Source organism: Caballeronia sp. LZ019 (assembly GCF_031450825.1).
Taxonomy (GTDB): domain Bacteria; phylum Pseudomonadota; class Gammaproteobacteria; order Burkholderiales; family Burkholderiaceae; genus Caballeronia.
In genome coordinates this window covers 31,687-53,846 of record NZ_JARTVZ010000003.1, presented here as the reverse complement: position 1 = coordinate 53,846, position 22,160 = coordinate 31,687, and the positions used below count along the sequence as shown (strand labels likewise).

Below are 22,160 nucleotides of genomic sequence, written 5' to 3'. Positions count from 1 at the left end.
CGCCAAGGATCATCAGAATGAATCAGCCCCCGCTTTATATTCGCGTGCATCCCGAGGACAACGTGGCGATCGTCGTGAACGACGGCGGCCTCGGGGAAGGCGCTACTTTCTCCGATGGCCTCGTGCTGCGGGAGCGCGTGCCGCAAGGCCACAAGGTCGCGCTGAAGGATCTCGCGGAAGGCGAGGCGGTCATCCGCTATAACGTGGTGATCGGCTATGCGTTGAAGGCGCTGCCGAAGGGCAGCTGGATCAACGAACACGTGCTGCGCATGCCGACGCCGCCCGAGTTGCACGACTTGCCGATCGCGACCATTCAGGCGCCCGACACGTCGCCGCTCGAAGGCTTCACGTTCGAGGGGTATCGGAATGCGGACGGCACGGTCGGCACCCGCAACATCCTGGCGATCACGACGACCGTGCAATGTGTCGCGGATGTCGTGCAGCACGCGGTCAACCGCATCAAGGCGGAGTTGCTGCCGCGTTATCCGAATGTCGATGACGTCGTGAGCCTCGGCCATACATACGGTTGCGGCGTGGCCATCGAAGCGCCGGACGCGATGGTCCCGATCCGCACGGTGCGCAATATCGCGCTGAATCCGAACTTCGGCGGCGAAGTCATGATGGTGAGTCTCGGCTGCGAGAAGCTGCAGCCCGAGCGCCTGATGCCGCCGGGCACGATCCCGATCGCGGCGGCCGCCGTCGATGACGCGATTGCGGATATCGGCGACATGGAGAGCGAGGACAACGGCGCGGCAGTCGTGTTGCAGGACGAGGGACACGTCGGCTTCCAGTCGATGATCGATTCCATCATGCGCATGGCCGAGACGCATCTGAAGCGGCTCAACAATCGCCGTCGCGAGACTTGCCCGGCGTCGGATCTGGTGGTCGGCGTGCAGTGCGGCGGCAGCGATGCGTTCTCGGGTCTCACGGCGAATCCGGCGGTGGGTTTCGCGACGGACCTGCTGGTGCGCGCCGGCGCGACGGTCATGTTCTCGGAAGTGACCGAAGTGCGCGATGGCGTCGCGCAGCTCACGGCGCGGGCCGCGAATGGCGAAGTGGCGGCGGCGATCATCCGCGAGATGCAGTGGTACGACGATTATCTGAAGCGCGGCGGCGCGGATCGCAGCGCGAACACGACGCCGGGCAACAAGAAGGGCGGGCTGTCGAACATCGTCGAGAAGGCGATGGGATCGATCGTGAAGTCCGGTTCATCGACGATATCGGGCGTGCTGTCGCCGGGCGAGAAGGTGAAGCAGAAGGGCCTGATCTACGCGGCGACGCCTGCGAGCGATTTCATCTGCGGCACGCTGCAACTCGCGGCGGGCATCAACCTGCACGTGTTCACGACGGGGCGCGGCACGCCGTATAGCCTGGCGGAAGTGCCGGTCATCAAGGTGGCGACGCGTTCGGATCTGGCGCGCCGCTGGCACGATTTGATGGATGTGAACGCGGGCACCATCGCGACGGGCGAAGCGACGATCGGCGATGTGGGCTGGGAGCTGTTCCGGCTGATGCTGGATATCGCGAGCGGGAAGAAGCAGACGAAGGCCGAAGCGCTGAAGCTGCATAACGCGCTTGTGCTGTTCAATCCGGCGCCGGTGACCTGAGCTGCAAGGTTGTTGTCCGTGACAAAAGCCCCGATGGTTTGGGGCTTTTTTTGCGTGGTGGCAGCTACATGGTGGAGATCAGGCGGCAACCACACAGTGCGTGATGCCCCTCACGCGCTACCGGCACGCCGTGATCGCTGATCCTGGCGTCACACTCGATGATGACGTTCGGCTTCACCTCGGGATGAAGCGGGCATTCCACTTCATCCCCCTTGCGCGCGACCCGGCGACCACCATAGCGCATGGTTTCCAATGCAGTGATGACGGCCCCGCCGTGATCCGTCGTATCCCCTAAGCGGATCAGTTTGATGGACATGCTGTTCCCTTATTCGTCGCGCAGATACCAGATGACGCTGTTTCCGGTCTTGTCCTTGTCCGGTCCCGGCATCGGCTCGCCTTTGTTCACATGGACGGTTTTCTTCAGGAATGGGCTGAACCATTCGCCGCTGCGCGGACAAGGCTGACCGGGCTCAGCCCGCAACGGCGCACGGAAAGGCGCTGCGTTCTTGTGCGACGGCTCAGTGTTGGCGCGATACCAGTCCACAAGGTCTTTCGGATAGACCAGGTGATCGCGATAGCTGCTGTCGTCGATGTCGAACAGGATCGTCACGAGGGCGGCTTCGAGGCACCAGTAGCCGAAGTAGATGCCACCTGTGTGCGCCCCGTGCCAGTACGTGTTTTTCATGCCCTTGTACCAGCTGGTGACGAACTGCTTAACGAGTGCGGCTCGATCTTCTGGCAATGCATCGGTTGCTTCGGCAAGTGGCTTGTAGGGGTTCTCGTGAAACAGCCGGTTCGCGCCTCCTACATGCTTGCCGGTTAGCGCCTGTACCACGTTCTCGAAGAGCTTGTCACGTCCCCGGTTGTACTGGAAGGTTTTGTCGACCCAGTTCATGACCTTCGAAGCGAACTCCTCGTGCTTGAGCAACTTGCACAGGGCGAGCAGCCAGAGCACGTAGACATAGGCATCGATCTGCGTGATTTCCAGCGTATCGGCCACATTGCGCGGCGGGTCTTCGCTACGTGGCGACTTTTCTTGTGCAAGATAGGTGTCGAAGCGCTCAATGAGCGCGGGCATTTGCGCTCGAAGGTCTGAGATAGGTCGCCCGGCCGTGTAATCGAGGAGCACGATTTGCAGAGTGTTAGACGCAGCCTGCCAGCAAAGACTGGACCGAGCCGAAGGAATCAGGTTTTTCCTTGCCAAGTTCTCCAAGGCCAAAGTGATTCCAACACCCAGGATCTCGCTATTGTCGCTAAAACTGGACTCGTCCAAGTATCTTTGTCTTCTGGTATTTTGTATTGTCATTGGTTGCCTCGACTGTGATATGCCGTGTTATTTAGGGTCGATGTCTAGGTTCGCCTCTACAACGTCAATGAAGACGAAGACTTTCGATGGTTCTCCGCCGAAAGGACCAGGAAGGCAGACAAAGATCCAGCGTGCATAGCGCTCAATTCCTATTTCCGTCCTCTTTCGCGCTTGATCCCCAGGTGACATCCGGCTGTCACGCTTGAGCGCTTGCGGAATTCGTTCTTCCGTCCACGGCTCGCTCATCTGGGTCCCGTCGCAGGTCTCACCTAGCCTTCGCTTCGCCGCCTTCTTGACGCTTTCGACGTTATCAGTGTTGACCCGCTGCTCCATATTCTTGGCTTCGAACACCACGAACTTGGGGTAGGTCGCGCCGATTGAACTTCCCGTCGCGGCTGCGGTAAAAGCATAAGCGGGCGACGGTGGCGCTTTGTCCTTCGGAATGAACATCAACGTTCCGGGCTTTGGCTTCACGACCGTATCCGGTAAAGGCTGAGGCAGATTCATTGGCGGTACCTTTTCAAATAGCCCATCCAGTCCTCTGCCCTTGGGCGGGTCGATCAGACGGCGATACTTCATGGTGTCTTCCATGATCGTATAGCCATCGTTTTCGCAGACCTCGCCGTTCTGCTTCCTCAGTTCAGCCTGTGCCTTGCATTCGTTGTTGGTCGCATTGGTTTGCGCTTGCGTCTGAGACTGAGTATCCGGTATCGGGAGCTTTCCTTGCGGAGCATACTTTGCTTGTATGCGCCGCATTTCCTCTTCTTCAGAATGTTCTTCGAACGCATTTCCAGGTATGGCGATCAGTACGACGGCTAACAGCGTCATCGTGCCTATTTCAAGCGCCAGCGTCGCGAGTCCGCGACCTGCCGCCGCTTCAGCCGCTGCGCCTCCGCCTCTAACCACCTCCAACTGTGGCGGTGGCTTGGGAAAAATCGGATCGTTCGCCGGAAAATCCGTGACGGGAGTGTTCGGCATGGGCTGCGCCTGCGCATACATGACCGCGCTGCGGCTTGCGGCTTCCAAGCGCTATCTTGCTGCCTGACAATAGCCGCCCACGCTTTAACCTCTTCGTCGGCTTTCTTCCGGCCCGAGTCCCAATCGAAGGACTCCACATACTCACGAGCATTGCCGTATGCCTGACTGTGCATGAAGGCGCGAACATCGTCCCACGTCCCGCCTTCGGCGACTGTCTGCACGAAGATGCACGACGCGCCGTAGCTCGGCATGAAACCCGAGAAGTAGTAACCGAGCTGGTCGGAGATTTGGGATCGCGCGCCGCCACTCAACAGGTATGCGATGAAGTCACGTGTCAGATGCAGAAAGTCATCGTCATCATGAAAGCCTTTGATGCGCGACAGCCATAGCCCGGCGATGGCTTTGTCGGCCTCGGTCTGCGTGATGGCCTGCGCGGGGTAGCACATCTCCAGAAACCGCCTGATCTCGGCTACCGCCATGCGAACTGCATCTTTGAGATTCGGCTTGACCTGAATGATGGGGATAGTCGTGTTTGAAGTGCGAGCAACCACTACTACAGGTTCCTGACAAGAGCAATGGCCGATTCAGTGTCCGAGGCGGCGCTGAGATGGCTATTCGGTTTCTTGCTTTCGGCGTTCCACTGGCGGGTGTCCTCACCCCATTCGACCCTGGCCGTGCCGGGCGGCACGCCTTCTAGGCGGGCGAAGCCTTGTGCATCGAACTTTCCTGTGACGGTCGTGCCGTCCGCGAAATGCACGGTGTAAGGTGCGTTCTTGACCGGCTCAAGGTCGTCGTAGGCGTGATTGAACTCGATAAAGTTCGGCGTCTCGCCAACCACGCCGTTGAGCGCCGGCATGCGCTTCTGCGAGTCGGCCCCCGGCACATCCCACGATGCGCCTTTCTCAAGAATCGGCCCCGGGGAACCGTTCACGATGCCGCTGCCGTTGATCTGGATGTAAGAACCACCCGCGCCGATCCACACCTCCTTGGACGCCGTGATGACGATCTTTCCGTCGGTGCTGGTGATAGTGATGTCCTTCAGCGCGGATAGCGACGCCTCGTTGCTCAATGCCTGAATCTCGACCTTGCCGCGCGCAGCGACGAGCTTGATGCCGAGCTGGTAGGCGAACATCGAGATCGCGCCACGCACGGACGCGAGCAAAGAGCGACCGGACGAAAAGCTGACATCGCCGCCCGCCGTGACCGCATGGCCGTTGACGCTTGCGAAGTGCGTACCATCGGCGGCAGTGGATGCAATCCCCGCACTGCTGGAAAGAAGCAGGTCCGGGCGGGTCATCTCGGGTCCGACTTCCGATGCCTGCGCGCCGCCTTTGACTGCCGCGTTTTGCTCTTTGATGGCGGCGTTGATGTCGTCCTGCGTGGCCGTCTCTTGCGCACCGTGCCGCTGCGCGAGCTGCGCCGTGTCCTTGTGTTGTTGACGCGCCTGCGCAAGCCGGGCGACCGTCTCGGCCATGTCTTTCGCATGACCTTTTGCCCCGGTGCGGGCCTCGGTCGTGACGAGCATTCCCAAGGCAGCGCGCAGCACGCCCCACATGTCGGTGCGCAGTTCGAAGCCTTGGCCCCGCGCCTCTTGTCGGCCTGCTTTGCCGAAGATGCGGCGGATGAAGCCAAGGCTCAGAATGGATGATCCCTGATCGCTTGAGAGCTGCGCCTGCAGCTCGCCTTTCGTGTCATCGAGCGCGAGATGATTGGTTCCCTGCTCGTTGCCCAGGCTGCGCGTTCGAATGCCTGACAGCGCCTTGTTCTTCGGCAAGTCCCACGCCGGTACGTTGTTCCGGTTCGTCACACTGCCGACGATGATTGCTAAGTCCGGGTCGCCGTTGATGTAGGAAACGATGACCTCATCGCCGATGCGCAGCGGCATCGCCACGCCGCGTGCGTTGCCTTGCCACGGCAGGGCGACGCGCAGCCAAACCGAGCGCTTCTCGTCGAACGTGCCTTCACGATCCCAGCGGAACTGGACGAGGGCGCGGCCCATTGCGTCGAGCCATTGCTCGGCGTCCTTGTAGCCGACGACGACGGCGTATTCAGGTCCGTGAATGCGCGGCTTCGGTGTCTTCTGTTCGAGCCGGTAATACTCGTTCGTCGGCTGGATTTCGGAGTCTGTATCGCAACGGAAAGGGGGCGAATCCTTCGCCTCAATATCGATACCCTGAATATCAAGCGTGCAGGAGACGACGACATATTCATCGTTTGCCTTCGCTTGCGGGTAGCCTTTGAGCTTGAACGTGTGACCCGGTAGCAGCCCCGTCAGATGACCGTGACCCTTGCCGCGATGCGTCCTGCATCGGATGGAGTCCATTCGCACGCTGGCAAGGTAACGCGCTTCTTCAAGCGGGTTGTTTCGCTCATGGCTTATTCCGGCTTCCTGCGGCTGTACGAAGTTGCCCCAATCGTAGATTTCGGGCCGAGGGTGCTCTACATCGCGCGGATGCTCATACTCACCTTGCATGCCGGAAGATTTCTGTCCGTTGCGCCCCCACGACGGTGCGGTATAGTCGTGGTCGCGCAACGTCACCGCGCCGGTGGCGAGAACGTTGGTGATCGACAAGGTATCGATGTATTCCTCGTCGATGCGCGCTTTCGAAGGGTTGTAGGTCAGCGTGGCGTGCGCAGGACCGTGCTCACTGTATCCGCCATAGCCATCAGCTAACACGAGCCGATGGAAGCCGTCGGAGTGCTCCCACCAAAATATGATGCCCCACTCCTCCCATAGCCGACGCAGCAGAGAGTAGTCGCTTTCAAATGCTTGTCGCTGATAGTCGCGCTTTGGATAGTAGCCTTTGCCGCTACCCGCTGGCCCGCCGATGCGATAGACAACCTCAACCGGGTAGTCGTGCATGACTTCGCGCGTGATCTCAATGACATCGAGACCATAAAACCCACGTGAATTGAGGTTCTGGGTGGCTAAGTATAAGGCTGGGCGTAGCGTCAACTCATAGACAATCGAGCGGCCATCACTGCCTGCGATGCGCGCCGTCGAGATGATGCCGCTGATCTCACGCGTATAGCCGCCGACGTTGCCTGCGCCAGTGTTGCCGGGCATGCCGGGAATGAACTCGTACTTGCCGCGCACTTGCACGAAAACAGTTGCTTCGACGCCGAGCAGCTTGTCCAGGTCCAGGCTTGCAATGTCGGCGGTCCTTCCGCGATAGTCCGCGCTTGCTTTGAGCGTAATGACGTATTCGAATAGCTCGCCGATGGCATCGGTTCCGCGCAGGCGGATTGGCACGAGGCACGGCACTCCCAGGTGGTCCGCTCCGGGAAGTGCGTCGCAGCGAAAACCGAGGGTTCGGGGATGCTCTAGTGCACGCATGCAAGCCGTTTGCATCGAAAAAAATGCCTCGCTCAATGCGAGGCAAGTTCAGGGATGCCTTGGAGTTAAGGCATGTTGAGGATACCGCAGCACTGCTCGCCGACTGGATCTCCAAGACGAAATTTCACTGAAGCGGCGCGCCTTCACAGTAGAGCGCCGTCTGCGTTCGACACAGCCTTCCATCTGAGGCCTCCCCAGCCCCTGCGCTGCCGCCCCTGTAAGCTACGCATCTCGACCACGCGCCACCACCATGCCCAAAATCAACCCCGCTCGCCTCCTCGCCGACCTTCGCCATTTGCGCACCTTCGGCGCCACCGGTCCCGGCGTCGTCCGCCTGTCGCTATCGCCCATCGACATGACTGCCCGCCGCTGGCTCGTCAACCGGATGCGCGATGCGGGCCTCGACGCATCGATCGATGGCGTCGGCACCGTGTATGGCCGCTCGCGCAACGCCGGCCCCGCGCTGCTGATCGGCTCGCACACCGACACCCAACCGACAGGCGGCTGGCTCGATGGCGCACTGGGCGTGATCTACGGCATCGAGATCGCACGCGCGCTCGCCGAATGCGAAGCGACGAAGCATCTAGCCGTGGATGTCGCATCGTGGATCGACGAAGAAGGCACGTTCTCGGGCTTTCTCGGCAGCCGCAGCTTCGTCGGCGACAACGTGGACGAAGCGATCCGTCGCGCGCGCAGTCGCGAAGGCGTCTTGCTCGCCGATGCGCTCGCGCAAGCCGGCGTCGCCGACGCACCGCGCGTCCGTATCGACAGGACGCGGCACCGCGCCTACCTCGAACCGCATATCGAGCAAGGCGGGCGGCTGGAGACGGGCGGCAAGTCGCTCGGCGTGGTGACGACCATCGTCGGCATACGCGAACTCGCGCTGCGCTTCACCGGCCAGCGCAATCACGCCGGCACGACGCCGATGCACATCCGCCGCGACGCGGGCGCAGCGCTCGTCGCGTTCATTTCGCGCATGGACGATGCCTTCAGGCAATTGGCCGATGCCGACACGGTGTGGACCGTCGGCCGTATCGAACTCGATCCGGGTTCATTCAGCGTCGTGCCGGGACGGGCGGACATGTACCTGCAATTCCGCGATGCCGACGCCGCCCGACTCCATGCGATGGAACGCGCGCTCGCCGGCTTGATCGACGCGTTCAACGCAGAGAACGGCGCGCGCGTCGAAATCATGACGAGCGAGCCGCCCGAGCAACCCGTCATGATGAACGACGCATTGCAGGCGCATCTCGCCGATGCCGCCGAAGCGCTCGCGCCGGGCCAGTGGGAGCGCATGCCGAGCGGCGCATCGCACGATGCACAGGTCATCGCGCATCATCTCCCGGCGTGCATGCTGTTCGTGCCGAGCATCGGCGGGGTCAGCCACGACTTCATCGAAGATACGGAGGAAGCGCATATCGTGCTCGGCTGCGAAGTGGCGGCGCGGGCGGCGGCAAGCATCCTGCACGAACTGCATCGGGATTCCTGACCGCGCGTCATCAATGAAGTGACGCGTGCGGCATTGGTCCAGAGAAGGCGTCGTCCTACCATGCGAGGCTTCTGCACACGGAGGAATCAACGATGTACGCCATCACAGGAATCACCGGACAAGTTGGCGGCGCGCTCGCCAATGCACTGCTCGAAGCGGGAGAACCCGTGCGCGCCGTCGTGCGCGATGCGAGAAAGGGCGACGCCTGGTCCGCACGCGGCTGCGAAGTCGCCATCGCCGCGATGACCGATGCCGGCGCGCTCGCGCAAGCCTTCGAAGGCGCACAAGGCGTCTTCATTCTGCTGCCGCCGATGTTCGACCCCGCGCCGGGTTTCCCGGAAGCCCGCGAAGTCATCGATGCAATCGTCGCGGCGCTCGCCCGCGCACAACCACGCAGCATTGTGTGTCTCTCGACCATCGGTGCGCAGGCTGCGCAGGAGAACCTGCTGACGCAGCACACGATGCTTCAGGAAGCGCTCGCCGGTCAGCCGATTCCCGTCACCTTTCTGCGCCCCGGCTGGTTCATGGAAAACAGCGCATGGGACGTGCAATCGGCGCGTGAGGAAGGCATCGTGCATTCGTTTTTGCAGCCGCTCGATCGGGCGATACCGATGGTCGCAACGAGCGATATCGGTAAAGTCGCGGCCAGACTGCTAACGGAAGCGTGGCGGGGCAATCGCATCGTCGAACTCGAAGGCCCGAAACGCGTGAGTCCTGACGATATCGCCCGCGCGTTCTCGGCAGCGCTCGGCAAGCCGGTGCGCGCACGCGCCGTGCCGCGCGAGAGCTGGCAAGCGTTGTTCGACAAGCAAGGCATGAAGCATCCGATGCCGCGCATCCGCATGCTCGACGGCTTCAACGAAGGCTGGATCGACTTCGAGAAGCCGCACGGCGAAATCATCAAGGGCGATGAATCGCTGGAATCGGTGATCCGCAAGCTCGTGGCCTGAGGCGATTACTTTCCTGCAGCTTCGGCTACGTTCTCGTCACGCTCCCAGCCGCCGCCCAGCGCGAGGAACAGGTTCACCTGATCCACCGCGACCTGGCCCTCGGCCGCCGCAACTTGCGCGGCGACGCTCGTGAGCGTGCGAGTCGCATCGAGATCGGCAATGAACGATTCACGGCCCGCCGAATACAGCCGATGCGTCTCGTCCGCCGATTGCACCGCCGAGCGATACGCCGTGCGCAGGGTGTCGGCGCGCGTCGTATCGGATGCATACGTCGCGAGACTGCTCTGCGTTTCGCGCAGCGCGTTCAGCACCACGCCGTCGAAGTGCGCGAGCGCGCCGCCCGATGCCGCTTCCGCCTGCTGCACGCGGGCGCGCTGGCCGTTGATCGGGAAGCTCCAGTTGATGAGCGGCCCGAACGCCCAGCGATTCGTCGTCGCGCCCAGCAGGTCTTCCGCGATACCGACCGATCCCACCGACGCGCCGAAGCTGACCGACGGATACAGCGCCGCCGTCGCCACGCCGATGCGCGCCGTCGACGCCGCCAGTTGCCGCTCGGCCTGCCGCACATCGGGACGGCGTTTGAGCAGCGCGGCGCCATCGCCGACGGGGATCGGCTGCCGCAGCTTCGGCAGCCTCTTGCACGCGAGCGCGGCGGGCGGCAGCGCGGACGGCGCACGCGCGAGCAGCATCGCCAGCCGATACTGCGCCACGCGACGGCGCGCGACGTAACGCGGGATATCGGCGGCGAGCGTTTCGGACTGCGTCTGTCCGCGCGTGACTTCCGACTGATTGCCGCGCCCCGCATTGCGCAGCCGCGTCGTCAGCCGCACGCGTTCGCGCTGCAGTTCCAGCGACTTCTGTGCGATAGCCAGCTCTTCCGCCGCCGAACAGGATTCGACGTACGCGCGCACGACATCGGCGACGACCGTGATGCGTGCGAGATCGGCGGCGGCTTCGACCGCCTCGTCGTCGGCGACGGCGGCCTCGATGCCACGCTTCAGCTTGCCGAAGAGATCGAATTCGTAAGAGACGCTCAATTCCAGCGCGCCTTCGTTTACAACGGGGAGCTTCTCCATCAGCAAGTACTGCTCCGCCGATTCCTGCGCGCGCTGGAACGCGGCCGAGCTTTTGCCCGAGAAGCCGCCTTGCCGGTTCGCGAACTCGACTTCGGCGCGGGAACGCGCGAGATTCGCCGCAGCCACACGCAAGTCCGCGTTCGATGCGAGCGCTTCGCTGACGAGTTGATCGAGCGCGGGATCGTCGTAGAGACGCCACCATTTCGAGGGCGCGGCGCCTTGCGTGACGGGCGCATCGGCGGCGCCTTCGATCGCCGCGTTCGCATACGGCGCGTTGACGGCCGCGCCTTCGGGCACCTTGTAGTCGGGGCCGACGGTCATGCAGCCGCCGAGCGCGAGCATCGACGCCATCAGCGTCAGGCCGAGGCATCGCGTCTTCATGCGTGCGACGCTTTTCATTGCGATGCGCCCGAAGCAGTTGCGCCGGCCGGCCTATGCGCAGGCACCGGCGATTGAGGCGCCGTCGCCGATGCCGGCACGTTGCCCGCCGGCGCACGACGCCCGATCGACGGACCGATGCCGCGAACGGACACGGTGGCGGTGCGGCCCGCGATCATGCGGAAATCGGCGGGAATCTCATCGAGCGTGACGCGCACCGGAATACGCTGCGCGAGCCGCACCCAGCTGAACGCGGGGTTCACGTTCGGCAAGAGACTCGGGCTTTGCTGACGATCGCGGTCCTCGATCGCCGCGACGATGCTCTGCACATGACCGCGCAGGATGTTCGGCTCGCCCATCACCTTGATGTCGACCGGCTGGCCGATGTCGATGCCATGCAGCTTCGTTTCTTCGAAATAGCCATCGACGCGGAAGGAATGCAGATCGACCACCGACAGCACCGCGCGCCCCGCCGATACGAACTCGCCCGCACGCGGCGCCCGATCGTTCAGATAGCCGTCGACGGGACTCACGATCTCCGTGCGCTGCAGATTGAGACGCGCGGTATCGATGGCGACTTGCGCATCGGCGAGCGCGGCGGTGGCCTGCTGAACCCGCGCCTGCGTTTCTTCCACCACTTCACGCGCGACGAGATTGCCGAGCGAACGGTTGCGCGCGTCTTCGCGACGCGCCTGATCGAGCGTCGCGCGGCGCTGCTGCGCGGTCGCTTCGGCGTTGCGCAGCGCGAGCGTGTAGCGCGCCTGATCGATTACGAAAAGCACGTCCCCGCGTTTGACCTGCTGGTTGTCGGCTACCTTCACATCGGTGATGAGGCCCGACACGTCGGGCGCGACCTGGATGACATCGGCGCGGACGTGGCCATCGCGTGTCCACGGCGCGAACATGTAGTAATCGACCAGCTTCCACAGCACGACGGCTGCAATGGCGACGACGATGAGCGTGAGCAGGATCTGCCCGACGGAGAACCAGGTTTTTTTCACGTGATGAGCCGATGCGAAACGACGACGACAAACCCCAGCACCAGCACATAGATGCCGAGATCGAAAACGGAGCGATGCCACACGAAGCGATAGAAGCCCGCGCGCGCGAGCACGGTGCGGATCGCCAGATTCAGCAGATAGGCGATGAACATCAGCACGAGCACGGCGGGCACGAAGACGCCGAGAATGTCGATTTCGCCGATCATGCGAACCTGTTCAGTGACAAGAGTTTAGTGAGCATCATGCCGGCTCTTCGCGCGGCGCATCGCCGTGTGCGTTCGGGTCCGCCTGGCTTCCGGCCGCGGGCGGATGCAGCGACAGACGCACGCCGATGAGCGCGTGCAGCGTATCGCGCAAGAGGCGTTCCCCTGGCAGCGCGGCTTCGCGATGCCTGCCGGCTTCTTCGATGGTATGCGCCGTCACGCGCGCGACCGCGGCATCGATGGTTCGCACGAGCGTGGCCGGCACCGGCAGACGATCGCGCCGGTCGATGCATGACTGAAAGTACGCGTGAACGCCTGCGAGCACATCGTCGATGGACGACTGCACGTCGGCGGTGAGCTTGCGGCGCGCGCGGCGCAGATCGAGCGCATTCAGAGCGACGCGAAAGTCCCGGAAGCTCTCAATGGACGGATGCCGGTGCGAGTCCGTGCTCGCGTGTCGCGGCAGCACCTGCATCAGGCGGTCGAGCATGCGCGAGTACAGGTCGCGCTGATCCGAAATCGTCGCCGTCGATGCGCTGACGACGATATCGCGCCATGCCGAACGCGTGAGGCGCGCAACCGCGAGTTCGGAGCCGAACGGCCGCGTGATGCGTGTCCAGACGAACGCGAAGAGAAGCCCCGCGAGCCCCGCGAGGTTGCCGTTGAGAAAGACGAAGATATTGGCTTCGTAAGCGCTCTGGATGCTGAGAAACGTCGCCGTGTTGACTGCGACGAGCATGGTGATGAGCGTGAAGCGCGGGCGCGGGATCAATGTGCCGATGATGATGAACGGCGCCGAGAAGATCACGACGAGCATCGCGAAGTCGTGCACGTGCGGCAGCACCGCGAACACATACAGCCCGGCCAGCGCGACGCTGATGCACGTCGCGAGAAAGAACTTGAACACTTGCGGCGCGGGCTCGTCGAGCGCGGCGAAGAAGCAGCACGCCACGGCGGCGAGCGCCACGCCGCTCGCGCCATCGGCCCAGCCCGATTCGATCCACAGCACGCACGCGACGATGATCGCGCCGACCGCGACCGCCGTCGAAAAAAGCATCATGCCGAGGTCGAAGAAACGCGCGGTGCCGCCGAGGCGCCAGTGACGGAAGCGCGGACGCCAGCGATGTTCGTCGTGCAGGATCGCGGCGCGCAGCGTGCGAATGTCGCGCCATACGTCGATGACCTGACCGAGCCGCCACAACGCGCTCGACAACAGCGCGCCGTCTTCGCTCGCGAGCGCTTCAGCCGATGGCCGCATCGCCGCAATGCGCTCGCGGAACGCATCCGGTTCGCGGTCGGATTCGGCGGGATCGTGTTCTTTCGGGGCGGGCAGCGACGTCCATTTGGCGACGTCGGCGAGCAGCGCTTCGAGGCCTTCCGGATGCCTGCCGCGCCGCGCGATCAGTTCGATGAGCGGATCGGCGAGGGAAGAGATGAGCGGCAGAAAGATTTGCATGCGCCCTTGCAGCGCCCGCGCGCGGCGCACGATATCGGGGCGCGTGTGATCGTAGGTCAGCTGGCTCAGCAGCATCTCAAGGCCGTTGACCGTGGCCGCAAGCCGTTGGCGCGCGGCGGAAACGGGCGCGCCCGCCAGCCGCCCCGAGAGCGTTTCGCTTGCATAGAAGGCGGCGTCGCGGAACCACGCGTCGGTGCGCTCGATCAGCGTCGGCGCGAGACGGCTCGGAAAGAACACCGTGCCGACTATGCTCGCCACCACGATGCCGAGCGTGATCTCTTCGGTGCGCGCGATCGCGAGATCGAACACGGCGGTCGGGTTCGTGACGGCGGGCAGCGCGATCAGCGGCAGCGTATAGCCCGCGAGCAGAAACACGTAGCTGCGCGCGGTGCGGTCGAACATCGAAAGAAGCAGCAGCGTGCCCGTCCATAACGCAACGAGCACGCTGAACAGAAACGGCGATTCGACGAAAGGCGGCACGATCAGCACCGCGCCCGCCGCGCCGATCACCGTGCCGAGCGCGCGATACAGCGCCTTCGATCGCGTCGCGCCGACGAACGGATTGGAGACGATATAGCAGGTGGCCATCGCCCAGTAAGGACGCGGCAATTCGAGTGCAAGCGCGATGTAAAGCGCGATCATCGCGGCTGCGAAGGTCCGCGTGGAGAACAGCCATTCGCGTGCGGACGGGAAATTCATGGTGCGGGGGTATAAGGCTTGCCGCTGGTTGCATCGACCGATGCATTGAACACGCTGAGCACCCGCAGCGTCGTTTCCAGGTCTTCGCGGCTCACGTCCTTCAGAAGCTGTTCGCGCAGTGAAACGAGCCGCTCTTCCATGTGTGCGGTGACGGCGCGGCCTTCGTCGGTGAGCGAGATGCTCTTGGCGCGCTTGTCCTGAGGATCTTCGTCGCGCCGCACGAGGCCCGCCGCGCATAACTGGTCGAGCAGGCGCACGAGCGATGGCCCTTCGATGCCGATATGCTCGGCGAGCGTGACCTGACGCACCGCTTGCCCGAGCCGGTTCGCGGCGAGCAGGGGCACCGCGCACGCCTCCGATACGCTGTATGAAGCGAGGACGCCGTGGCTCGTGCGCCGCCAGCGGCGCGCCGCCAGTACGAGCGTACTGCTGACGGAACGGCGCAGGAGATCGATGGGAGTCATGGGCCGGGATTATAGCGGCTGTTTCCTTCGTTAGCGTACTATCGATTGGGGATTTCCCGAGTGTGTTCGTCCTGCGTTCGGCGCTGCGCCGCGCATCGAAAATATCTCGTGTTATGTTGCCGATTCGACCACCCGCAGCGCCAGCCATGCCGATCAGTTACCTCAGGGGTCTCACGTCTCCGACCCGCACGGATTCCGCCAATCGCCGGCTCGGCTGCGCGCTGGCGTTCGTGGCCGGGGCGGCTAACGCGGGCGGTTTTCTGGCGGTGGGGCAGTACACGTCGCATATGTCCGGGCTGGTGTCGTCGGTCGCGGATAACCTCGTGCTCGGTCAGATCGCGCTCGTGTTCTCCGCGATCGGCGCGGTGCTCGCCTTCCTGTCGGGCGCGGTGACGTCCGCGCTGCTCATCAACTGGGGACGGCAGCGCGCCGCACAGAGCGTGTTCGCGACACCGTTGCTGCTGGAAGCCTGCCTGCTGCTTCTGTTCGGGATGCTCGGCGCGAACCTGGAGACGCATCGCGTGTGGGACGTGCCGGCGACGGTCGCGCTGCTGTGCTTCGTGATGGGCCTGCAGAACGCAATGATCACGAAGATATCGAAGGCGGAAATCCGGACCACGCATGTGACGGGGCTCGTGACGGATATCGGGATCGAGCTCGGCAAGAGTCTCTACTGGAACCGTGGCGTGCCGCGCGGCGACGCCCGCTATGTGCGCGCGAATCATGCCCGGCTCGCGCTGCTGAGTTCGCTGCTCGGCATGTTCGTGGCGGGCGGTTTGGCGGGCGCGGTGGGCTTCGCGCATCTCGGCTTCATGGCGACGGCGCCGCTCGCGGTGCTCCTGCTGCTGTTTTCATCGGTACCGGTGGTGGATGATCTGTCGGCGGTGCGGCGGCGCAAGTGAAGGTTGCGTCGTGCTTCTGCAAGCGTGATTCCTCGTCGCATAAAATCCTTCGCGTCGATCATTCAATCGAAGGATTCAGGTCATGAAGCCCACTGTGCTGCGCTTTTTCGCAGCAGCCGTTCTCTCCGCATGCCCGCTCTCGGTGTTCAGTCAGAGCACGACTCCCGATTCCATCGAGCACATCGTCGATACGACCATCGCGCCGCTCATGAAGCGCGATGACATCGCGGGCATGGCGGTCGGCGTCATCGCTCACGGGAAGACGCATGTGTTCACCTACGGCGTGGCGTCGAAGGAAACGGGCAAGGCCGTCACAGCCGATACGCTCTTCGAACTCGGCTCCGTCAGCAAGACGTTCACCGCGACGCTTGCTTCATACGCGCAGTTGCAGGGCGTTCTTTCACTGAGCGATCCGGTCAGCAAACACGTTTCCGAGTTGCAAGGCACGCCGTTCGGCGACGACGTGACGCTTCTCGACCTCGCGACGCACACGCCCGGCGGCCTGCCCTTGCAGGTGCCCGAAGCCGTTCACGACAACGCGCAACTGATGCAGTATTTCAAAACGTGGAAGCCGCGCTATCCGGCGGGCACGTACCGGACGTACGCGAATCCGGGCATCGGCATGCTGGGTGTCATCACCGCAAAGGCGATACGACAGGACTTCGACACGCTCATGCAGCAGCGGCTCTTTCCCGCGCTCGGCATGACGAGCACCTATATTCAGGTGCCGGCCGCCCGCATGAAGGACTACGCGCAGGGTTATGCGAAGGACGGCGCGCCGGTCCGCGTGAACCCGGGCGTGCTGTCGTCGGAAGCGTACGGCGTGAAGGCGTCGGTGACGGACATGATGCGATTCGTTCGGGCCAACATGCGCGACGCCGCGAACATCGACGCGACCCTGCAGCGCGCGATCGTTGCGACCCACACCGGCTACTTCGCGGCCGGACCGATGACGCAAGACCTCATCTGGGAACAGTATCCGTATCCTTCACGATTGCGGGTTCTGCTCGACGGTAACTCCCCGGCGATGGCGCTCGACGCGCGACCGGTCGAGCGCATGGAGCCGCCGCAAGCGCCTCGCGACGATGTGTGGATCAACAAGACCGGATCGACGAACGGCTTCGGTGCGTATGTTGCCTTCGTGCCGGGCGAGCATGTCGGAATCGTGATGCTGGCCAACCGGAACATCCCGAACAGCGAGCGCGTCGCCGCGGCGTATGCGATCGTCACCGCCCTGCTCGATGCAGGGGCGAGCCGTCAGCGGCTTTCCTCGCGATAGACGTCGAGCGCGGTCGTTCGCAATGCGTCGATCATCACGCTCGCGGCCGGCGAGAGCAGACCGTCCGCCCGCGTGACGATGCCGAAGTCGTCCATCTGACAATCCATCGGCAGCGGCAGCATCTGCGTGACGCCGTGACGCGCATAGTAGAGCGCGACATCCTCGGCGAGCACGGCGATCATGTCGCTTTGCTCCAGGAGGCGCGTGATGAAGAGAATCGCCGCTGTCTCGACGACATTCGACGGCGGCGTGAGACTCGCACGCTGGAACATCAATTCGAAACGATGCCGAAGCACGCTGCCCGCAGGCGGCACGAGCCACGCGCACGGCTGGACGTCGGCGAGCGTCAGCGCGGCGCTCTGCAGCAACGGATGCCCGGCGCGCACGACCGCGCGCACCGGCTCCCCGCTCAACGGCTCGTAGCGCAGCCTGAGCTTGTCATGCTCCGCGGAAAGCCTGCCGATCACCACGTCGAGCTTCTCCTGCGCGAGCCGTTCGAGCAGCACGTTGCTCGCATCGATCTCGACGGACACGCGAATGTCCGCATGGGCGCGCTTCACGGCGGCGACCGCGGCGGGCAGGAGCCGCACGCCGGGCGATGTGATCGCGCCGACGGCCACGTGTCCGAGCCGCCCGGACTTCAATGCGATCAGCTCTTCCTGCGCCTGGTCGAGAGTGCCGAGCACGGAACGCGCATGGCGGACCATCGCATCGCCGTACCGTGTGGGACGCATGCCGCGCGGCTCGCGCTCGAAAAGCGTCACGCCGAGCGCATCTTCCAGTTCCCGCAGCAGCTTCGACGCGGCGGGCTGCGTCATGTGCAGCACCGTGGCCGCGCGATGAATGTTGCCTTCTTCCGCGAGCGCGACGACGAGCATCAACTGTCGCGTCTTCAGCCGATTGCGGATATACCAGGGACTCGAATTCAGCATCAACATCTAAGGGTTTGCACGAATGCTGATTTGTATATGGGGAAGGTCGAACATTTCATTGGCAGATTATCACGCGCTCTCCTATCCTTCGCCGAATCGACTTCTGAAAATGGAACGGATACATGTCGGCATCGAAACCCAGGCTGCGCTCACAACAATGGTTCGGCACCGCCGACAAGAACGGCTTCATGTATCGAAGCTGGATGAAGAACCAGGGCATTCCCGATCATGAATTCGATGGCCGTCCCGTCATCGGCATCTGCAACACCTGGTCGGAACTCACGCCATGCAACGCGCATTTTCGCAAGATCGCCGAGCACGTGAAGCGCGGCGTATATGAGGCCGGCGGCTTTCCTGTCGAATTCCCCGTGTTTTCCAATGGCGAATCGAATCTGCGTCCGACCGCGATGCTCACGCGCAATCTCGCGGCGATGGACGTGGAAGAAGCCATTCGCGGCAATCCCATCGATGCCGTCGTGCTGCTCACCGGCTGCGACAAGACCACGCCCGCGCTTCTGATGGGCGCGGCGAGCTGCGATGTGCCGGCCATCGTCGTGACGGGCGGCCCGATGCTGAACGGCAAGCTCGACGGCAAGAACATCGGCTCCGGCACGGCTGTGTGGCAACTGCATGAGTCGCTGAAGGCGGGCGAGATCGACCTGCATCAGTTCCTGTCGGCGGAAGGGGGCATGTCGCGCTCGGCGGGCACGTGCAACACGATGGGCACCGCATCGACGATGGCGTGCATGGCCGAAGCGCTCGGCACGTCGTTGCCGCACAACGCTGCGATTCCCGCCGTCGATGCGCGCCGCTACGTGCTCGCGCACATGTCGGGCATTCGCATCGTGGAAATGGCGCTCGAAGGACTGACGCTCTCGAAGATTCTCACGCGCGAAGCCTTCGAGAACGCGATCCGCACCAACGCCGCAATCGGCGGCTCGACCAACGCCGTCATCCACCTGAAGGCGATTGCGGGACGCATCGGCGTGCCGCTGGAACTGGAAGACTGGACGCGCATCGGTCGCGATACGCCGACCATCGTCGATCTGATGCCGTCGGGCCGCTTCCTCATGGAAGAGTTCTATTACGCGGGCGGTCTGCCGGCCGTGCTGCGGCGTCTGGGCGAAGCGAACCTGCTGCCGCATCCGGACGCGCTGACGGTCAACGGCAAGACGCTGTGGGAGAACGTGAAGACCGCGCCCAATACGAACGATGAAGTCATCCGCGAACTCGGCAATCCGCTGATCGCTGATGGCGGCATTCGCGTGTTGCGCGGCAATCTCGCGCCGCGCGGCGCGGTGCTGAAGCCGTCGGCGGCGAGCCCGGAGTTGCTGAAGCACCGCGGGCGGGCGGTCGTGTTCGAGAACCTCGAGCACTACAAGGAACGCATCGTCAACGAAACGCTCGACGTCAACAAGGACTGCGTGCTCGTGATGAAGAATTGCGGGCCGAAGGGTTATCCGGGCATGGCCGAAGTCGGCAACATGGGCTTGCCGCCGAAGCTCCTGCGCGAAGGCGTGAAGGACATGGTCCGCATCTCCGATGCACGCATGAGCGGCACCGCTTACGGCACCGTGGTGCTGCACGTCGCGCCCGAAGCGGCGGCGGGCGGGCCGCTTGCCGCGGTGCGCGACGGCGACTGGATCGAACTCGATTGCGACGCCGGCACGCTGCATCTCGACATCAGCGACGAAGAACTGGCGCGCCGCATGGAGGGCCACGTGCCGCCCAAGGTCTGGGGCGATGGCGGCTATCAGCGGCTGTATGTCGATCACGTGCTGCAGGCGGACGAGGGCTGCGACCTGGACTTCCTCGTCGGCAAGCGTGGCGCGGAAGTGCCGCGTCACTCGCACTGACCCGGGCGCGGAGACCATCGGTATGACATCGCGTTATACGCTGGGCGTCGTGGGCGTCGGCAAGATCGCACGGGATCAGCATCTTCCGGCGATCGCCGCGCAGCCGGGCTTCGAACTCGTCGCGTGCGCGAGCCGCAATGCGACCGTCGATGGCGTGCGCAACTACGCCGACATCGACGCGCTGCTCGCCGGGGAAGCGTCGCTCGATGCGGTGTCGCTTTGCGCGCCGCCGCAAGTGCGCTTCGCCCAGGCGCGCGCAGCGCTCAAAGCGGGCAAGCACGTGATGCTCGAAAAGCCGCCCGGCGCGAGCGTCAGCGAAGTCGAAGCGTTGCGCGATATCGCGCGAGCCAACGGCTGCACGCTCTTCGCGAGCTGGCATTCGCGTGCGGCGAGCGCGGTGGAGCCGGCGCGCGCGTGGCTCGCGTCGAAGGAAGCGGGCAAGGTGCGCGCGGTCGAAGTCCGCTGGAAGGAGGACGTGCGCCGCTGGCATCCGGGTCAGCAGTGGATCTGGGAGCCGGGCGGGCTGGGCGTGTTCGATCCGGGCATCAACGCGTTGTCGATCGTGACGCGCATCCTCCCGCGCGAGATTGCCTTGCGTGCGGCAACGCTGACCATTCCGCGCGATACCGCGACGCCGATCGCCGCCGAACTCGATTGCATCGATACGAACGGCGCACCGGTGCGCGCGATGTTCGACTGGCGTCACGGCCCGGTCGAGGAATGGGCCATCGACGTGGATACCGATGCGGGCCGCCTGTCGATTCGCGAAGGCGGCAAGCGCCTGTCGATTGAGGGCGAGGACATCGCGCTCGGCGAGGAGCGCGAATATCCTGCGTTGTACGAGCGTTTCCACGAATTGATCGCGCAGCGGGAAAGCGATGTCGATACCCGTCCGTTACGGCTCGTCGCGGATGCTTTCCTGCTCGGCAAGCATGTGGCAACGGAAGCGTTCGGCCGGTGAGCGCGCGCAAAAAAAACCCCGCTGGCGCGGGGCGAAAAACCAGTGTGTGACTAGGACACTGAGTTGGGTGCTTGAAACCCACGTGAAGTCTACGCACCGGGACGCACCAATTTAACCAGTAAACTCCTAAAGAAGGGCGCGAGCTTTGTTCGATCGGCGTCGTCCGAAGCGGCAGGCGCAATGACGTCGACCAGGCACGGTGAAGCCCTGTCATGCGGCGATACTTGGCGCTTCCCACTTCTTCCAGGATGCCGTGTGGATGCCCGCGCAAGCGCCCGTGGCGCATCTCATCGGCCTATCGGCTCCAAGGAACACACGACCTGCGATGCGCGCGGCGAACAGCGCAAGCGGTTGCGCGTTCGTGCCGCCGTCAGCCGCACCGAACGCGCCGGGTTGCAGGTCCGGCCTGCGAATCGGACACGCGGATAGCGCGGCATCGGACAATGCGAGGCGGCGGATCGTGGGCAAGTGTTCCCAAGAGCGATCCATACGGCGCACGTTCCACGACGTTTGACGTTTTCGACTAAAAATGAGGCGGCGCGTCATGGCCGTGTAAACTAGCGGGTTTTTGCCTCCGGTGAAAACGTGCAATCCACGAAGCGCACGGCGGTCAGCGGCCCGGCGCTCGTGCGCCTTCTTGCGCGCTTTGCCGATCTCGACGTACACGAACCCGGCGCGTCCCTCTCCGACAAACTGAGCCAGTGGCTCGGCTGGACCGACGCCATCGCGCTGTCAACCGCGCTCAGCGGCGATCCGCCCGCAATCGGCGGCGCGCGGTCCGCAATGACGGTTCAGCAAGACGCCTGCGCACGTGTGCGGGCGTCGCTTGCGAGCGCCATCGCGCCGGCGAAAACCGCCGCGCCGCAACGGCATCGCGCGAGGGCGCCGGTGCCGCAGATCGACGTGCCGGTCGATTACGCGGTGTATCGCCAGCGCTGTCTTTCGCTGCAACAGGCGATGGAGTCGGACATCGGCGCTCTGCGCGGCCGTTTGCGCGCGGTGCTCGCGACGCAGTCCGAACGCGCGGCGCGTCTTGCCGTCGTCGATGCCGTGATGGAACAGGCGCTTTGCGCACGCGAGCGCACCTTGTTCGCCCAGGTTCCGGCACTGCTCGGCAAGCATTTCGAGCGCATGCGCCGCGCCGGCGCGCAGACGCCGGACGGTTCGTCCGCCTGGCTCGCGGCATTCGAGAAGGACCTGCAGAGCGTGTTGCTCGCTGAACTGGATGTACGTCTTCAACCGGTCGATGGTTTGCTTGCGGCGTGTCGAGCCGCGCACTGAACGCT

General features: G+C 63.8%; 19 protein-coding genes. 8 read left to right on the top strand and 11 right to left on the bottom strand.

Features of this window, described 5'->3' with window-relative positions:
- Window positions 1-17: 17 nt before the first annotated feature.
- On the top strand, window positions 18-1,607 hold the full coding sequence (gene garD, locus P9255_RS08730) for a galactarate dehydratase (RefSeq protein WP_309789369.1): 1,590 nt from the start codon (window positions 18-20) through the stop codon (window positions 1,605-1,607).
- A 64-nt stretch (window positions 1,608-1,671) separates the two neighbouring features.
- On the opposite strand, the gene P9255_RS08725 is transcribed toward garD, so the two are convergent.
- Genes P9255_RS08725 through P9255_RS08705 form a run of 5 tightly spaced genes read right to left on the bottom strand, consistent with a single transcriptional unit; the run spans window position 1,672 to window position 7,144 of the window.
- Window positions 1,672-1,923 carry a PAAR domain-containing protein gene (locus P9255_RS08725; RefSeq protein WP_309767439.1) on the bottom strand — a complete coding sequence of 84 codons (252 nt, stop codon included), beginning with the start codon at window positions 1,921-1,923 and terminating at the stop codon, window positions 1,672-1,674.
- Between the two features lie 9 nt (window positions 1,924-1,932).
- Window positions 1,933-2,913, bottom strand: coding sequence for a PoNe immunity protein domain-containing protein (locus P9255_RS08720; protein ID WP_309789368.1), 981 nt, complete (start codon window positions 2,911-2,913; stop codon window positions 1,933-1,935).
- A gap of 27 nt (window positions 2,914-2,940) precedes the next feature.
- Window positions 2,941-3,849 (bottom strand): hypothetical protein, encoded by a 909-nt coding sequence (locus P9255_RS08715; RefSeq protein ID WP_309789517.1) that lies wholly within the window; start codon window positions 3,847-3,849, stop codon window positions 2,941-2,943.
- Entirely contained in the window at window positions 3,747-4,442 is a 696-nt protein-coding gene (locus tag P9255_RS08710) for a hypothetical protein (protein WP_309789367.1), read from the bottom strand. Before P9255_RS08710 ends, P9255_RS08715 begins: the two co-directional genes overlap by 103 nt.
- Before the next feature lie 2 nt (window positions 4,443-4,444).
- Complete coding sequence (locus tag P9255_RS08705) at window positions 4,445-7,144, bottom strand: type VI secretion system tip protein TssI/VgrG (protein WP_309767442.1); 2,700 nt, start codon at window positions 7,142-7,144, stop codon at window positions 4,445-4,447.
- Between the two features lie 334 nt (window positions 7,145-7,478).
- Between P9255_RS08705 and P9255_RS08700 the strand changes: the two genes are divergently transcribed.
- Together P9255_RS08700 and P9255_RS08695 are read left to right on the top strand one after the other, a co-directional pair.
- Complete coding sequence (locus tag P9255_RS08700; protein WP_309789366.1) at window positions 7,479-8,717, top strand: Zn-dependent hydrolase; 1,239 nt, start codon at window positions 7,479-7,481, stop codon at window positions 8,715-8,717.
- A gap of 92 nt (window positions 8,718-8,809) precedes the next feature.
- The gene (locus P9255_RS08695) at window positions 8,810-9,667 is read left to right on the top strand and encodes an NmrA family NAD(P)-binding protein (RefSeq protein WP_309767445.1); all 858 of its coding nucleotides are present in this window, start codon (window positions 8,810-8,812) and stop codon (window positions 9,665-9,667) included.
- Between the two features lie 5 nt (window positions 9,668-9,672).
- On the opposite strand, the gene P9255_RS08690 is transcribed toward P9255_RS08695, so the two are convergent.
- The 5 genes from P9255_RS08690 to P9255_RS08670 are packed head-to-tail and all read right to left on the bottom strand — an operon-like array spanning window position 9,673 to window position 14,944.
- Window positions 9,673-11,124: an efflux transporter outer membrane subunit gene (locus P9255_RS08690; protein WP_309767446.1), complete on the bottom strand. Its 1,452-nt coding sequence runs from the start codon at window positions 11,122-11,124 to the stop codon at window positions 9,673-9,675.
- 14 nt (window positions 11,125-11,138) lie between these two features.
- Entirely contained in the window at window positions 11,139-12,122 is a 984-nt protein-coding gene (locus P9255_RS08685; RefSeq protein ID WP_309767447.1) for an HlyD family secretion protein, read from the bottom strand.
- Window positions 12,119-12,328 carry a DUF1656 domain-containing protein gene (locus P9255_RS08680; protein ID WP_309767448.1) on the bottom strand — a complete coding sequence of 70 codons (210 nt, stop codon included), beginning with the start codon at window positions 12,326-12,328 and terminating at the stop codon, window positions 12,119-12,121. The genes P9255_RS08685 and P9255_RS08680 overlap by 4 nt, the downstream gene beginning before the upstream one ends.
- 34 nt (window positions 12,329-12,362) lie before the next feature.
- On the bottom strand, window positions 12,363-14,480 hold the full coding sequence (locus P9255_RS08675) for an FUSC family protein (protein WP_309767449.1): 2,118 nt from the start codon (window positions 14,478-14,480) through the stop codon (window positions 12,363-12,365).
- Window positions 14,477-14,944, bottom strand: coding sequence for a MarR family transcriptional regulator (locus P9255_RS08670; RefSeq protein WP_309767450.1), 468 nt, complete (start codon window positions 14,942-14,944; stop codon window positions 14,477-14,479). The genes P9255_RS08675 and P9255_RS08670 overlap by 4 nt, the downstream gene beginning before the upstream one ends.
- A gap of 146 nt (window positions 14,945-15,090) precedes the next feature.
- Between P9255_RS08670 and P9255_RS08665 the strand changes: the two genes are divergently transcribed.
- Window positions 15,091-15,846 carry a YoaK family protein gene (locus P9255_RS08665; RefSeq protein WP_309767452.1) on the top strand — a complete coding sequence of 252 codons (756 nt, stop codon included), beginning with the start codon at window positions 15,091-15,093 and terminating at the stop codon, window positions 15,844-15,846.
- Window positions 15,847-15,928: 82 nt separating this feature from the next.
- On the top strand, window positions 15,929-17,125 hold the full coding sequence (gene ampC, locus P9255_RS08660) for a class C beta-lactamase (protein WP_404980298.1): 1,197 nt from the start codon (window positions 15,929-15,931) through the stop codon (window positions 17,123-17,125).
- Here ampC and P9255_RS08655 read toward each other — a convergent pair.
- On the bottom strand, window positions 17,104-18,057 hold the full coding sequence (locus P9255_RS08655) for a LysR substrate-binding domain-containing protein (protein ID WP_309768216.1): 954 nt from the start codon (window positions 18,055-18,057) through the stop codon (window positions 17,104-17,106). The genes ampC and P9255_RS08655 overlap by 22 nt on opposite strands.
- A 122-nt stretch (window positions 18,058-18,179) precedes the next feature.
- Here P9255_RS08655 and P9255_RS08650 point away from each other — a divergent pair, with 122 nt between their 5' ends.
- From P9255_RS08650 to P9255_RS08640, 3 genes are all read left to right on the top strand, one after another.
- The gene (locus tag P9255_RS08650) at window positions 18,180-19,913 is read left to right on the top strand and encodes an IlvD/Edd family dehydratase (RefSeq protein WP_309789365.1); all 1,734 of its coding nucleotides are present in this window, start codon (window positions 18,180-18,182) and stop codon (window positions 19,911-19,913) included.
- 22 nt (window positions 19,914-19,935) lie between these two features.
- Window positions 19,936-20,874 carry a Gfo/Idh/MocA family oxidoreductase gene (locus P9255_RS08645; RefSeq protein WP_309767455.1) on the top strand — a complete coding sequence of 313 codons (939 nt, stop codon included), beginning with the start codon at window positions 19,936-19,938 and terminating at the stop codon, window positions 20,872-20,874.
- A gap of 585 nt (window positions 20,875-21,459) precedes the next feature.
- Window positions 21,460-22,155, top strand: coding sequence for a DUF3348 domain-containing protein (locus P9255_RS08640; RefSeq protein WP_309767457.1), 696 nt, complete (start codon window positions 21,460-21,462; stop codon window positions 22,153-22,155).
- The last annotated feature ends 5 nt before the right edge of the window (window positions 22,156-22,160 follow it).

Bases quoted from the DNA above. Each gene is read 5' to 3' on its own strand.
- garD (WP_309789369.1), top strand. From the start codon at position 18: ATGAATCAGCCCCCGCTTTATATTCGCGTGCATCCCGAGGACAACGTG.
- P9255_RS08725 (WP_309767439.1), bottom strand. From the start codon at position 1,923: ATGTCCATCAAACTGATCCGCTTAGGGGATACGACGGATCACGGCGGG.
- P9255_RS08720 (WP_309789368.1), bottom strand. From the start codon at position 2,913: ATGACAATACAAAATACCAGAAGACAAAGATACTTGGACGAGTCCAGT.
- P9255_RS08700 (WP_309789366.1), top strand. From the start codon at position 7,479: ATGCCCAAAATCAACCCCGCTCGCCTCCTCGCCGACCTTCGCCATTTG.
- P9255_RS08695 (WP_309767445.1), top strand. From the start codon at position 8,810: ATGTACGCCATCACAGGAATCACCGGACAAGTTGGCGGCGCGCTCGCC.
- P9255_RS08690 (WP_309767446.1), bottom strand. From the start codon at position 11,124: ATGAAGACGCGATGCCTCGGCCTGACGCTGATGGCGTCGATGCTCGCG.
- P9255_RS08680 (WP_309767448.1), bottom strand. From the start codon at position 12,328: ATGATCGGCGAAATCGACATTCTCGGCGTCTTCGTGCCCGCCGTGCTC.
- P9255_RS08675 (WP_309767449.1), bottom strand. From the start codon at position 14,480: ATGAATTTCCCGTCCGCACGCGAATGGCTGTTCTCCACGCGGACCTTC.
- P9255_RS08670 (WP_309767450.1), bottom strand. From the start codon at position 14,944: ATGACTCCCATCGATCTCCTGCGCCGTTCCGTCAGCAGTACGCTCGTA.
- P9255_RS08665 (WP_309767452.1), top strand. From the start codon at position 15,091: ATGCCGATCAGTTACCTCAGGGGTCTCACGTCTCCGACCCGCACGGAT.
- ampC (WP_404980298.1), top strand. From the start codon at position 15,929: ATGAAGCCCACTGTGCTGCGCTTTTTCGCAGCAGCCGTTCTCTCCGCA.
- P9255_RS08655 (WP_309768216.1), bottom strand. From the start codon at position 18,057: ATGCTGAATTCGAGTCCCTGGTATATCCGCAATCGGCTGAAGACGCGA.
- P9255_RS08650 (WP_309789365.1), top strand. From the start codon at position 18,180: ATGTCGGCATCGAAACCCAGGCTGCGCTCACAACAATGGTTCGGCACC.
- P9255_RS08645 (WP_309767455.1), top strand. From the start codon at position 19,936: ATGACATCGCGTTATACGCTGGGCGTCGTGGGCGTCGGCAAGATCGCA.